General features: G+C 66.0%; 10 protein-coding genes. 7 read left to right on the top strand and 3 right to left on the bottom strand.

The window, feature by feature from the left end:
- Window positions 1-12: 12 nt before the first annotated feature.
- Entirely contained in the window at window positions 13-1,074 is a 1,062-nt protein-coding gene (locus ACOOHP_RS20760) for a DUF3034 family protein (protein ID WP_420468378.1), read from the bottom strand.
- A 745-nt stretch (window positions 1,075-1,819) separates the two neighbouring features.
- On the opposite strand from ACOOHP_RS20760, the gene ACOOHP_RS20755 reads away from it, so the two are divergent.
- The 3 genes from ACOOHP_RS20755 to ACOOHP_RS20745 all read left to right on the top strand — a co-directional run bounded on the left by ACOOHP_RS20755 (window position 1,820) and on the right by ACOOHP_RS20745 (window position 4,338).
- Entirely contained in the window at window positions 1,820-3,238 is a 1,419-nt protein-coding gene (locus tag ACOOHP_RS20755; protein WP_420468377.1) for an OmpA family protein, read from the top strand.
- Window positions 3,239-3,541: 303 nt separating this feature from the next.
- Window positions 3,542-3,844, top strand: a complete 303-nt coding sequence (locus ACOOHP_RS20750) for a BON domain-containing protein (protein ID WP_420468376.1) — start codon at window positions 3,542-3,544, stop codon at window positions 3,842-3,844.
- Window positions 3,845-4,143: 299 nt separating this feature from the next.
- The gene (locus ACOOHP_RS20745) at window positions 4,144-4,338 is read left to right on the top strand and encodes a hypothetical protein (protein WP_420468375.1); all 195 of its coding nucleotides are present in this window, start codon (window positions 4,144-4,146) and stop codon (window positions 4,336-4,338) included.
- On the opposite strand, the gene ACOOHP_RS20740 is transcribed toward ACOOHP_RS20745, so the two are convergent.
- Entirely contained in the window at window positions 4,319-5,236 is a 918-nt protein-coding gene (locus ACOOHP_RS20740) for a LysR family transcriptional regulator (protein ID WP_420468374.1), read from the bottom strand. The two genes, ACOOHP_RS20745 and ACOOHP_RS20740, sit on opposite strands and share 20 nt — an antisense overlap.
- Before the next feature lie 89 nt (window positions 5,237-5,325).
- Here ACOOHP_RS20740 and ACOOHP_RS20735 point away from each other — a divergent pair, with 89 nt between their 5' ends.
- Together ACOOHP_RS20735 and ACOOHP_RS20730 are read left to right on the top strand one after the other, a co-directional pair.
- A complete protein-coding gene (locus tag ACOOHP_RS20735; protein WP_420468373.1) occupies window positions 5,326-6,558 on the top strand; it encodes an acyl-CoA dehydrogenase family protein in 1,233 nt (410 codons plus the stop codon).
- A gap of 4 nt (window positions 6,559-6,562) precedes the next feature.
- Window positions 6,563-7,243 (top strand): histidine phosphatase family protein, encoded by a 681-nt coding sequence (locus ACOOHP_RS20730; RefSeq protein WP_420468372.1) that lies wholly within the window; start codon window positions 6,563-6,565, stop codon window positions 7,241-7,243.
- Here the strand turns inward: ACOOHP_RS20730 and ACOOHP_RS20725 are convergent.
- Window positions 7,215-8,444: a diguanylate cyclase gene (locus ACOOHP_RS20725; RefSeq protein WP_420468371.1), complete on the bottom strand. Its 1,230-nt coding sequence runs from the start codon at window positions 8,442-8,444 to the stop codon at window positions 7,215-7,217. The two genes, ACOOHP_RS20730 and ACOOHP_RS20725, sit on opposite strands and share 29 nt — an antisense overlap.
- Window positions 8,445-8,799: 355 nt before the next feature.
- On the opposite strand from ACOOHP_RS20725, the gene ACOOHP_RS20720 reads away from it, so the two are divergent.
- Together ACOOHP_RS20720 and ACOOHP_RS20715 are read left to right on the top strand one after the other, a co-directional pair.
- Window positions 8,800-9,831, top strand: a complete 1,032-nt coding sequence (locus ACOOHP_RS20720; RefSeq protein WP_420468370.1) for a DUF6607 family protein — start codon at window positions 8,800-8,802, stop codon at window positions 9,829-9,831.
- A gap of 371 nt (window positions 9,832-10,202) precedes the next feature.
- Window positions 10,203-12,365: a TonB-dependent siderophore receptor gene (locus ACOOHP_RS20715; protein WP_420468369.1), complete on the top strand. Its 2,163-nt coding sequence runs from the start codon at window positions 10,203-10,205 to the stop codon at window positions 12,363-12,365.
- Window position 12,366 lies beyond the last annotated feature (1 nt).

Raw genomic sequence — 12,366 nt, 5'->3', positions numbered from 1 at the left:
GACAACGTTCGATCAGAACGTCAAATGGGTGGACAGATAGAAGCCGTGCTGGTCCGGGGTCAGCGTGATGTCACCGAGGATGGCGTAGGCCAGCACGAACGAAATGCGTTTGTTCGGTGCATAGGCGAAGAACAGATCCACCCAGTCGCTTTCCTTCTGGGTCAGGGTGTCTTCCAGTTGTTCCAGGTTGGTCAGGCCCAGGTTGTCCAGCACGTCCAGGGGCAGCGCCGCCAGGATTCCCTCAAGGTTGATCCCGTTGAGGTTGACGCCGACCTCGTCCAGCGCCTTGCCGTGCTGGGCGTACTCGATGCCGAACACGGTGTTCTTGGCCACCAGCTGGGCGATGGACATCTCGAAGCGGAACTCGCGACCATCATCACGCGGCCCGCCGAAACCGGTCAGGCCGGTCTGGTTGGCACGGGTATAGCGGCCGGTGAAATTGACCAGCGTGCTGAATGGGAAGAACACCTTGGTGGCGCTGACATAGGCCTCCCAGTCCTTGTGGTCCGCGGCCTGCAAGGTATGCAGGAGATCCTGGTTCTTGTTGTCCTTGTAGAACCCACCGATCGCCACCTGCGGAATCCAGCTGTCGGAGGTGTAGACCGCATCGCCGAACAGTCGCAGCTTGGCGCCATACACATCCATCTCGATGGTGGTGTTGAACGGTGCGATACCGGTGTTGTCGGTCACGGTCAGCAGGCTGGCGACCAGACCCACGGTGTCGAAGGTGCTGCCGGTGGGCAGCGTGCTGCGCGTGTAGGACAGCTCGAAGCGGTCGAAGAACCCGAAGGTGGCGCCGTAAGAGTTGAGGCTGTAGTTCGGCAGGTAAGCAAACGTGTAATGCAGACCGCCGTTGACACCGTCGCGCGTGCCGTAGCCGGAGATCGTCGCCCACGGCGTGATACCGCCGCCGCCCGCGCCATCGATGGTCACCACGCCGCCGGTCAGCAGCACCTTGCCGTCGTTGTAGAAGCCCGCGTTGGCGGTACCGCTGAACGCACCGGCGGCCATGATGGCCCCGGCCATCAGCACCCGTGCTGTAGTGGATCGCAGCTCTTTGGTGTTGCGTTTCATCGCCCCAACTCCTTGGTATTGATCTATCGAAGTGATTGATTGATTGAAGAAGCCGTTCATCCACGCCCTTAGTGCCTGCCGACCCCGATGTCAGCCGCGGGAAAAATCCAAAAAAAAATCCACGCGCCGGCTTGTGGTTCAAGCCAATCGCGTGGACTTTGGTGTCCGGCTGATCTAGCAGCACTGCTAAATCGGTTACCGCCGTGCGCCCGAATCGGAACGCACGAAAGTGACCGAGCAAATGCTGTGCCAACCGCGGCAGCGAATCGCTTCGGCCCGTCGCTATCGCGGGTGCGCAATAGCTAGAGCGTCACCTGACCATCGCAGGGCGCATCGTGTGCACGGCATGACCAGTGCCGCGGCCAACCCGCTCGCGTTCAGTGACGCACCGATTGGGGCGATTCGCCCCAATTCGGTGCTGCAGTGCGTCAATCAACGTGCAAGGCGGGGGCTCCGGCCACGCGCGGCGCCGAACGCACCGTCATTTCTGCATGCTCTATCCGCCACCCTCGCCAGTGCGTCCTTGGCACGCCTGTTGCTGCACAGTGGCGGGCGCTTCGCGAAGGGGCGCTGACCCACCGTCGTGCAATTCAAAGTTGTCTTGCGCGACTAACCAGGACATCGACGTCCATCCGATCTTGCGGTCGGGTGGATTTTTTTTGCCCTGAAGTCAGCAACACGCAAGCCGCCTGTTCGCCTGGAACGCGATGCCGCATTCCACAACCACGACTAACTAAGGGTTTTCATGGACAAGTTCCGTCTTGATGTTCGAATGGCGTTGCACTTGGGCGTAGTGGCGACCGCAGCGATCTGGGGCTCTGCGGCGGCACAGGAGGACAACCGCTTCTACGTCGCGCCGATGGCGACCTACGTGCTGTCGGACGACGCGCGTCACGCCGACGACGGCATTGGCGGCACCCTGGCCCTGGGCCTGCCGTTGTCCGCCTCGGCGGAGATCGAACTGCGCGGCACCTTCATCGACTACAAAGCCGAGGACGACGGCGGCGAAGATGTCGACATCACCGGCGGTGGATTCGGCGTCAACCTGTTCTTCAGCGGTCCCGGCGGTCCCTACATCCACGGCGATGTCATGGGTGGCGACACCACCTTGTTCAACCTGGGCCTGGGCTGGGACGTCGCCATCGGCAAGTCTTTCGGTATCCGCGCCGAAGCCCTCTGGCACACCGAATCCAACACCGACGACAACGGCCAGGAATTCAGGGAGCCGCTGTTCAATCTGGGCGTACGCATCCCGTTCGGGCGTGCCCCGGAACCGCCACCGCCGCCGGCACCGGCACCGGTCGTGGTGGTGCCGGTGCCGCCACCGCCGCCGGTCTGCAGCGACGGCCTGGATAACGACGGCGACGGCTTGATCGACTTCCCCGCGGACAAGGGTTGCACCTCGGCCGACGATGGCGACGAGACCGATCCTCCGCCGAAATGCGAGGCACCCGAACCGGGCGAGGCGGTGAATCTCGATGGCTGCGGTGTGGGAGACACGATCGTGCTGCGCGGCGTCAACTTCGACTTCGACAAGTCCACCCTGACGGTCAACGCCAAGAGCCTGCTCGACGGCGTGGCTGGCGCCCTGACCAAGCGGCCGGACATCAAGGTCGAGATCGGCGGACATACGGATGCCAAGGGTTCGGACTCGTACAACGCCAGCCTGTCGGACCGGCGCGCCAGGTCGGTCAAGACTTATCTGGTCGGATTGGGAATCGCGGCCGATCGCATGAGTACCAAGGGTTACGGGGAATCCAGCCCGGTGGCCGACAACGAGACCGACGAGGGCCGCGAACTCAATCGCCGGGTGGAGCTCAAGGTCACCGAATCGGCCGGCGGTGGGGTCAGCGTCGCACCGCCGGTACCCGGCAAGGCCGAGCCGCAGCCGGAGGCCGCAGCGCCGGCTCCGGCGTCGGCAGCGGCCAGCACGGTCACCATCAAGGGCTTCGCGTTCTCGCCCAAGCTGCTGACGGTGCCGGTGGGAACCACCGTGCAATGGACCAACGAAGACGGCTCCAGTCACCTGGTCAATTTTGCGGATCAGGCCAGCGACCGGCTTCGCCAGGGCGGCACCTACAGTCGCAGCTTCGACACGCCCGGAATCTACGCCTACGACTGCAGCATCCATCCCGACATGACCGGGACGGTCACCGTGCAATAAGCGCACTCGACCTCTCCTTCTCGAGCGCCTTCTTAACCCGCCCTCGCAAGGGGGCGGGTTCTTTCTCGTTGGCAGACGCCGGAGTCAGGCGCATCCAAAGCGTGGCCGACGGCGTAAACTGGGGCCAGCAGCAGGAACCAACGGCGCTTCCTGTTCAGTCCGGTACCACCGGCTCCCGGCAGCGTTGCCGGAATTCGTCACGCAGATCCTGTTCAGTCCGGTACCACCGGCTCCCGGCAGCGTTGCCGGAATTCGTCACGCAGACGATCACTTGATCGACCCCCCCTGATTGAGGAGTCCCCCATGAAACTGAACCCTGTCGTCCGTTCCACCCTGCTCGCCGCGCCCCTGCTGTTCGCCGGTGCGGCGTTTTCCGCCAGCGACAATGCCACCGGCGATGAGCTGATCACCGCCAAGGTCAAGACCGTACTGGCGCAGGACAAGCGCCTGCAGGTGCAGACGCCCATCGAAGTACAGACCCGCAACGGCGTGGTGTCCCTGGCCGGCGATGTGGAGACGCCAGCCATGGTCTATCGCGCGGTTGAAAAAGTACGCGCCGTCGAAGGCGTGCGCGAGGTCGATACGCACCATCTCGACGCACGCTGACCCGTAAACGCGCGGCACGCGCCGCGCCACCCCTGAGCCGTTCCGTTGCGCCGCGCCGCTTGCCCCGGCGCGGCTTTTCCATGCCCATCTCGACGATAGCCAGAGCAGCGTCGTGGGCCCAACCCGGGTTGCACCCGGGCTACTTCGGGTTCCGCTGGCCTTGCGACGTGGCGTGAGCGTCGCAATCGTCGTGTGGGACCGGCACGGCGTTTGCTTAAAACGGATCAAGGGTCAGCGTCGACCCCTCGTAGTGCGGCCACTGCTGTCCGCCTGACCCTACTTTCAGGCAGGTGACCCCCATGCAGGACGCTTCCTTGTTCATGTTCATCGACACCGCCATCTGCATCGTGGCCATGCTGTTGATGCTGGCGCTGCCCTTCCTGTTCCCGGAGTTCAGTTTGACGCATGCGTGGACGCGCCTGCGCCGGCATCTGCCAGGCGGCCGCGTCATGGACACTCCGCCGCGCAAGCGAGTCAGCGCCCATCCGCGCTGATCAACTCGCGAAAGCATCGGCGCAACCATTGGCTGGCGGGCGCGGACTCGGCCTGTCGATGCCAGTACAGGTGCAAGGCAATACTGGGAATCTGTAGCGGTAGCGCCAGGATGTGGAACCCCAGCGCCGGTCGCAGCAGTTCGGCGTGTCGCCGCGGCATGGTCAACAGCAGATCGGAAGCCGCCACCACCCGACAGGCCGCCTCGTAGTTCTGGCAGCGCAAGGCCACCTGCCGGCGCAGGCCCAGTCGGTCCAGAACGAAATCCTCGAAGGTCGGTCCGCTGCGACGCGACGACACCGCCACGTGCTCGGCAGCCAGATAGCGCTCGGTGTTCAGTCGCAACCGCCGGCCGCCCACTACGCAGTAGCGGTGCTGGATCAGCGGCTGGTGCATCACCTCGGCATCCACACTGCGCGGCACGTCGATGGCCAGGTCGATGCGCCCGGCAGCCAGGTCGGTGCGCAGTGCGGCACGGTCCAGCCGCACGCTGGCGACACTGGCCCGGGGCGCGCGGCGTCGCAACGCCGACACCAGGGCCGGCAGCACGATCGGCTCCAGTTCGTCCGGCATCGCCAGGGTGACCCGGCGCAGATCCTGTGCCGGATCGAACCGGTGGCCCGGCCGCAGCGCCGAATCCAGGCAGCCCAGCGCCTGCTGCACGGCCGGTGCCAGCGCATCGGCACGCGGCGTCGGCAGCACGCCGCGGCCCTGGCGCAGGAACAGCGGATCGCCCAGGCGCTGGCGCAGCCGGCCCAGCGCATGACTCACCGCGGACTGGCTCAAAGACAGCACCTCGGCGCTGCGGGTAAGGCTGCGCTCGCGATAGACAACGTCGAACACGCGGAAGAGATTCAAGTCCAGGCGATTCAACGCAATCTGCGCGTCCGGCTTATTCATGCACGATCTTCATAACGTCAGATGCAGATTCTTCACTTCATCAATTGTACGGCGACGCTTAGGATGGTGAAGATCACAGGAGAGCCCCCATGGATTTCGAACCCGGCGAGCGTTGCAAGGACTACGTCAAGCGCGTGCGCGCTTTCATGCAGGAACACATCCTGCCGGTCGAACAGCAACACTGGGCCGAGATTCACGACGCCCGCCACGGTGGCGACTGGCGCCTATGGAAGATTCCGCCGCGGGTGGAGCAACTCAAGGCAAAGGCGAGGGCAGCGGGCCTGTGGAACCTGTTTCTGCCCGATGCCGAGTGGGGCGCCGGTCTGTCGGTGCTGGAATATGCGCCCATCGCCGAGGAAACCGGCCGCAGCCTGATGGCGCCGGAAATCTTCAATTGTTCGGCGCCCGACACCGGCAACATGGAAGTGATCTGGCGCTACGGCTCGGACGAACAGAAGCTGACCTGGCTACGCCCGCTGCTGGACGGCGAGATCCGCTCGGTATTCTGCATGACCGAGCCGGACGTGGCCTCGTCCGATGCCACCAACATGCAGGCCACCGCCATCGTCGAGGGCGACACGGTGGTGCTCAATGGCAAGAAGTGGTGGAGCAGCGGCGTCGGCGATCCGCGTTGCAAGGTCGCCATCTTCATGGGCCGCACACCGGACGACAACCGCGACCGCAAGCACCAGCACTCCATGGTGCTGGTGCCGATGGACACGCCCGGCGTCGAGATCCAGCGCATGCTGCCGGTGCTGGGCGATTACGACGAACCGCACGGCCACGGCGAGGTGCATTTCAGCAACGTGCGCCTGCCGCTGAGCGCGATCATCTCCGGCCCCGGCATGGGCTTCGAGATCGCGCAGGGCCGCCTCGGGCCCGGTCGCATCCATCACTGCATGCGCGCCATCGGCGCGGCGGAGCAGTCGCTGGATCTCGCTATCGCGCGCGGCATGACGCGCGTGGCCTTCGGCAAGCCCATCCTCAACCTGGGCGGCAACCGCGAGCGCATCGCCGACGCCCGCATCGCCATCGACCAGGCGCGACTGCTGACCCTGTACGCAGCCTGGAAGATGGACAAGGTGGGGGCGCTGGCGGCGATGACGGAAATCTCCACCATCAAGGTCGCCGCGCCCTTGATGCTGCAACAGGTCGTCGACATGGCGATCCAGATCCACGGTGCCGCCGGCGTCTCGCGCGATTTCGTGCTGGCCGGCTTCAACGCCCAGGCGCGCATGCTGCGTCTGGCCGATGGCCCGGACGAGGTGCACCGCGGCGTGATTGCCCGCATCGAGCTGGCCAAGCGCGGCCACGGTCGCTGAGCGCATGGCGGTCATCTATCTGATCCGTCACGGCCAGGCGGCGTTTTCTTCGGCGGACTACGACCAGTTGACGCCGCTGGGCGAGGAACAGTCGCGCGTGTTCGGCGCAGCGATGCGCTTGCGCGTGCCCAAGCCCGACCACGTCGTCAGCGGCGGCATGAAGCGGCATCGGCAAACCGCCGCCGCCTGCCTGCAGGCGATGTCGCTGGACCCGGCCTGCGAATGCGACGACGGCTTCAACGAGTACGACCACGAGGACATCATCGACCGCCACATGGACCGCCGCGTGATGGTCGAAGTGGTGAAGGCGGCGCCGGATCGCCGTCGCGCGTTCGAGCAACTGTTCACTCAGGCCATGCGGCGCTGGCAGAGCGGCACCTGCGATGCCGACTACCGCGAAACCTGGAGCACGTTTCGCGGCCGCTGCCTGGCTGCCCTGGAACGAGTGTGCGCGCGCCTGCAGTCGGGCCAGAGTGCGTTGGTGTTCACCTCCGGTGGCGTCATCAGCGTGGTGGCGGAACAGCTGCTGTGCACATCGCCCGCCGAATACGCAGCCCTGAACTGGCGGCTGGTCAACGCCGGCATCACCAAGCTGGTCTATGGCAGCGGCGGGTTGAGCCTGGCCACGCTCAACGAGCACGGGTACTTCGAGGGCATCAATTCTCGCCTGTTGACCTATCGTTGAGGCTGGATGCCCCGACCATCACGCCGGTCTGCGTGATCAGGCGGTCGCGCCCCAACCGCTTGGCTTCGTACAGCAGGCGGTCGGCGCTGGCCACCATTTCCGACGCAATGGAAGCAGCGTCGTCTTGCGGCCACGGCGGCAGAACCTGCACGAAACCGCCGGAAGCACTGACCACGCCGCGGTCCCCGGCGTCGTCGCGCTCGATCGCCAACTGGCGCACACCGGCGCGCAAGGCCTCGGCCATCACCGTCGCAGTTTCCGGTCGCGCGTCAAACCATACTGCGACGAATTCTTCGCCGCCGATGCGGGCGCAGAAATCCTGCGGGCGGCGCATGGAGTCCTGCATCCAGCGCGCGATCCTGCGCAGGCATTCGTCGCCGGCCGGATGTCCGTAGCGGTCGTTGTAGGCCTTGAACAGATCGACATCGACCATCATCAGAGCCACACCCTTGCGGTCCCGCGCCGCCTCGCGCACCAGGCGCACCAGGGCGTCGTCGAAGTGACGCCGGTTGGGCAGCTGGGTCAGCGCGTCATGCGCCGCTTCGTTCTGCAGCAGACGCCGTTGCGCCCAGTTTTCGCGCGCGGAAGCTTCCAGCAGATAAGCCGCGGTGAGCGCCACGGCGAATTGCATCCACATGCCGATGACGTCGTAGATCGCCGCGGAGGAACTCTCGTGCACGCGCAACTGCGTCGCGGTCACGCCCAGCATCAACGCGAACGCCCAGGGCAACAGCAGGTAGAAGCGCAGCCGCCCGAGCAGACAGGCCGCGGAGATCGCCAGGGTGGCCACATCGTGCGGCACGCTGAAGCCGTGACGCACGCCGGCGACATACTCGGCGCACAGGCTGCCGCCGAAAATCAGCATGCCGGCGATCATCACCGGCGCCGCCAGCGGCCGCAGCGACGGCGCCAGATTGACCAGCAGGCCCAGCAGCAGAACCGGAATCTGCACGCCGAACTGCAGGGTCCGCGTGTAGGCGACGAAATCCGGCGGCGCTTGCAGCAGGGCTACGTCGTAGAGCGGCGTGGAGCCGATCATGACGATGCCGATGATCAGCATCGCCACTCTTGAAGACACCGAGCCGGCTTCGTAGTCGAGCCGGAACGCGCGTTCTTCCTCGCCCGAAAACCGCAGCCGCAAAAGCTCGCAGCGCTGCTGGGGCGACGATATCGAAGGCCGGCTTGGAGGCAGGGACGTCATGCTCGGATTGTTGTTCTTGCCGCGCTCTTATTGACTCATTTCATCATAAGCCTACGCGTTCAACTCAAGTCGCGCCGCGGCGACCGGCAACGTTTGACCGCCGCGCGGAACGCAACGTATGGTCGTCGGCCACGATTCGATCCTCGGCATCGCCCGCATACCCTTGCGCGGAGTGGTCGAACCGATTCTGCCCGCCGTCTCCATTTCTCGTACGTGACTCATGTCGTTCCTTCCTTCGCCGCGCCAGCGATCGCATCAGCCGCACACCCCTACCGGTATTTTTACCCACGGTCGCCCACGCTGTCCCGGCGTCGCTGCCGCTTGTCGCGCGCTGCTGCCTGCCGGAGCGATGCTGATGCTGAGCGCCTGCGCCGGCACCGCGCCGCGGGAGGTCACCGCGGTCGACGACGCCCGGGTGTCGGCGCACATCGCTGGCGCCGATAGCGATCTGGAGCGCGACCGCCGCGCCATACTCGCGATGACCGGCGAGTACGAGGTGACCTTCGCCTTCGAGGAAACCGCGGTGCTGCGTCCGGGCTACGCACGGGCAGCCCGACAGGACAGCGCCGGCTTCGAGACCGTGCTGGTGGTCAGGCAGAGCGACCGTCACATCGTGCTGCAGCATCTGCTGGTGTCGGCTGACGGCGAGCACGTCACCAAGCATTGGCGCCAGGACTGGACGTATCAAGCCCCTTCTCGTTTCGAGTTCACCGAACAGTTGACCTGGCGCGTGGTGCCGCTGGCCGACGAGTACAGCGCCGGCAACTGGACCCAGTGCGTGTACGAGGTCAACGACGCTCCACGCTATTGCGGCACCGGACGCTGGAACCACCGCCATGGGGTGTCGACCTGGACATCGGATCGCAGCTGGCGCCCATTGCCGCGTCGCGAGTACACCACGCGCAGCGACTACAACGCGCTCAATGTCGAGAACCGGCACACCATCACGCCCAGCGGCTGGACCCACGAACAGGACAACACCAAGACCCTGCGCGAAGGTGACGGCACCCAATACACCCTGGTACGCGAATTCGGCTTCAACGACTACCGGCGCATCGAGGGTTTCGATTTCGGACCGGCGTATCGCTACTGGGAAGCAACGCGCGACTACTGGGCCCGTGTGCGCCGGCAATGGGACCGCCGCTTCGCCGACGACCGCGGCGTACGCCTCAAGACCGGCATCGACGGCATGGCACTGATCGTGCCGCTGTTCGAGCTGGCCGAAGTTGCCGCCAAGGGATTGTCGGTTTCGGACACCCGCATCGCAGCGGCGTTCGACACCTGGGTCGCACCGCCGCCACCGGGCCGGGACCGCGCGTCCGAGCCCGCCATCCCCGCCGAAGCCGAGCCTGACCCGGTCGCGGACTCAGACGTTCCGCCGTACTGACCCGCGCCGCACCGCTACGGTCGGCGCAGGGGCCTGCACCTTCAGGGCCTGCAGGCCGTGCAATGCGATAGCCAGGGTGTGGGGACCGAACCGCCGGGGCCACGGCAATCCGGGCGCCGCGACACAGGCCGCGCTACAGAACCCGCGCGACGGGTCTTCGGTGCAGGGGCGCCAGAGAAAACCGAGCAGGCCGGCAGCCAGGTCCACGGGTTTCTCCCTTCGCCGGCCGGGACTATCGGTGCACGCGCGACGTCGACGCGAGAACCGCCGCGGCGGCAGCATCTTTATTTGCGAACAATTCTTGTTTACGATCCCGCCCGATCCACGGGCCAGCCATCGCCAGCTCCGCCGATGTTCCAGGGAGCCTGACGATGAAACCTTTGTTGCCACTGGCGGTCGCCGCCAGTCTTGTTGCACCGCCGCTCGCCGCACTGACCGCGCCCGGACCTTCGGCGCCGCAGACCATCACCGTCACCGGCGAGGCACCGGACTACACGGTCGAGGATTCCGGCGCCGCCACCCGCCTGCCGCTGAGCCTGCGCGAAACCCCGCAGTCGGTGACCGTGTTCACCCGCGAACGGCTCGAGGACCAGAACCTCACCTCGCTGCGCGACGTGCTCGACAACACCACCGGCGTCTATTCCTACGCCTACGACTCCGAGCGCGTGGTGTTCACCTCGCGTGGGTTTTTCATCGACAGCGTGCTGGTGGACGGCGTGCCGGCGGCCTCCAACTCCTCCACCGAATCGGCCGACGAGACCCTGGACACAGGCCTGTACGAGCGCATCGAGATCGTGCGCGGCGCCACCGGCCTGCTCACCGGCGCCGGCAGCCCCTCGGCCTCGGTCAACCTGGTGCGCAAGCGCGCCGACGCCCGTGCGCTGACGGCGTCCATCGACGCCACGGCGGGGTCCTGGGACGACCGCCGCGCGGTGCTCGACCTCGGCGGACCGCTGCTGGGCGACGGCGCGGTGCGCGGGCGCGTGGTCGGCGTCTACCAGCACCGCGAGTCCTACCAGGCCTTCTACGAGAACGAAAAACAGGTGCTGTACGGCATCGTCGATGCCGACCTGGGCGAGAACACCTTGCTCAGCCTGAGCCTGGACTACCAGGATGTGCAGCCCCAGGCCAACACCTGGGGTTCGTTCCCGCTGTTCCTGTCCGACGGTTCGCGCACCGACTGGAACCGCTCGGTGAGCACGGCGGCGGACTGGAGTTTCTGGAACAAGCGACGCCGTAGCGTGATCGCCGAGTTGCGCCACGACTTTGGCCCCGACTGGTCGCTGCGCGGCTCGCTGACCCGCCGTCGCGCCGACGATGACCTGGCCCTGTTCTACGTCTTCGGCTACCCGGACGTCGATGACGGCACCGGACTGGTGCCGTTCGCCTACCGCGAGATCGTGCAGACCGACCAGCGCGCGCTGGATCTCTACGTCAGCGGCCCGTTCGACCTGTTCGGCCGGCGGCACGAGCTGGTGGCGGGTTTCAACGGCTCCGAGATCGAGGTCGACGGCACCGAATTCGCACCGCCGGAAAGCGACGAGTTCGGGCGCGGCAATCTCGCCGACCCCGGCAACTTCTTCGAGTGGGATGCGAGCTACCCGATGCCCGCATTCGCCGCCACCGGCACGACCAGCACCGACCGCAAGACGCGCCAGCAGGGCCTGTACGCCGCCGCCCGTCTCAGCGTGCTCGACCCGCTGACGCTGGTCGCCGGCGCCCGCGTCAATCGTTGGAAGACCGACGACTTCTACGTCTACTCCGGCCCCGAGGCCTTCGTCCACGACCATCGCCAGACCACGCCCTACGCCGGCCTGATCTACGACCTCGACGCCACCTGGTCGGCCTTCGTCAGCTACACCGAGATCTTCGACCCGCAGAACAGCCAGAACCCGGACGGCCAGTTCCTCGATCCCATCACTGGCAAGAGCAGCGAGGTCGGCATCAAGGGCGAGCATTTCGGCGGGCGCTTCAACACCGCGCTGACCTTTTTCGACACCCGCCAGGACAATGTCGCGGTCCCCGCCATCGACGATCAGGGTCAGCCGATCTTCCTGCCCGACGGCATCACCCAGGCCTCGTTCGCCGTCGACGGCACGCAGACCCGCGGCTTCGAAGTCGAAGCCTCCGGCACGCCGATGCCGGGCTGGAACGCAAGCCTCGGCTGGTCGCGCTACCTGCTGGAAGACGGCGAGGGAAACTCGGTCAAGGGCTACATCCCGCGCACCCTGGTGCGCGTGTTCAGCACCTACACCCCGCGCGGCGCGCTGCACCGGGTGACGATGGGCGGCGGCGTCAACTGGCAGTCGGCCAGCGACCTCGACGTCGGCGCCCCGCAGGGCCTGGTCAACATCCGCCAGGGTTCGGTGCCGCTGCTCAGCCTGATGACGCGCTACCGCGTGAGCTCCGCGATGTCGGTGCAGGTCAACGGCAACAACCTGCTCGACCGCAAGTACTACGTGCTCGACGAGTACGGCAACCTCTACTTCGGCCCGCCGGCCAGCGTCGCCGCCAGCCTCAGCTACCAGTTCTGAG

The sequence above is a fragment of the Panacagrimonas sp. genome, assembly GCF_965216805.1.
Taxonomy (GTDB): Bacteria; Pseudomonadota; Gammaproteobacteria; order Nevskiales; family Nevskiaceae; genus Panacagrimonas.
This window is presented reverse-complemented; position numbering and strand designations above follow the sequence as displayed.

What these genes read in the sequence shown, in the direction of transcription:
- ACOOHP_RS20760 (WP_420468378.1), bottom strand. Translation starts at nt 1,074, where the DNA reads ATGAAACGCAACACCAAAGAGCTGCGATCCACTACAGCACGGGTGCTG.
- ACOOHP_RS20755 (WP_420468377.1), top strand. Translation starts at nt 1,820, where the DNA reads ATGGACAAGTTCCGTCTTGATGTTCGAATGGCGTTGCACTTGGGCGTA.
- ACOOHP_RS20750 (WP_420468376.1), top strand. Translation starts at nt 3,542, where the DNA reads ATGAAACTGAACCCTGTCGTCCGTTCCACCCTGCTCGCCGCGCCCCTG.
- ACOOHP_RS20745 (WP_420468375.1), top strand. Translation starts at nt 4,144, where the DNA reads ATGCAGGACGCTTCCTTGTTCATGTTCATCGACACCGCCATCTGCATC.
- ACOOHP_RS20740 (WP_420468374.1), bottom strand. Translation starts at nt 5,236, where the DNA reads ATGAATAAGCCGGACGCGCAGATTGCGTTGAATCGCCTGGACTTGAAT.
- ACOOHP_RS20735 (WP_420468373.1), top strand. Translation starts at nt 5,326, where the DNA reads ATGGATTTCGAACCCGGCGAGCGTTGCAAGGACTACGTCAAGCGCGTG.
- ACOOHP_RS20730 (WP_420468372.1), top strand. Translation starts at nt 6,563, where the DNA reads ATGGCGGTCATCTATCTGATCCGTCACGGCCAGGCGGCGTTTTCTTCG.
- ACOOHP_RS20725 (WP_420468371.1), bottom strand. Translation starts at nt 8,444, where the DNA reads ATGACGTCCCTGCCTCCAAGCCGGCCTTCGATATCGTCGCCCCAGCAG.
- ACOOHP_RS20720 (WP_420468370.1), top strand. Translation starts at nt 8,800, where the DNA reads ATGCTGAGCGCCTGCGCCGGCACCGCGCCGCGGGAGGTCACCGCGGTC.
- ACOOHP_RS20715 (WP_420468369.1), top strand. Translation starts at nt 10,203, where the DNA reads ATGAAACCTTTGTTGCCACTGGCGGTCGCCGCCAGTCTTGTTGCACCG.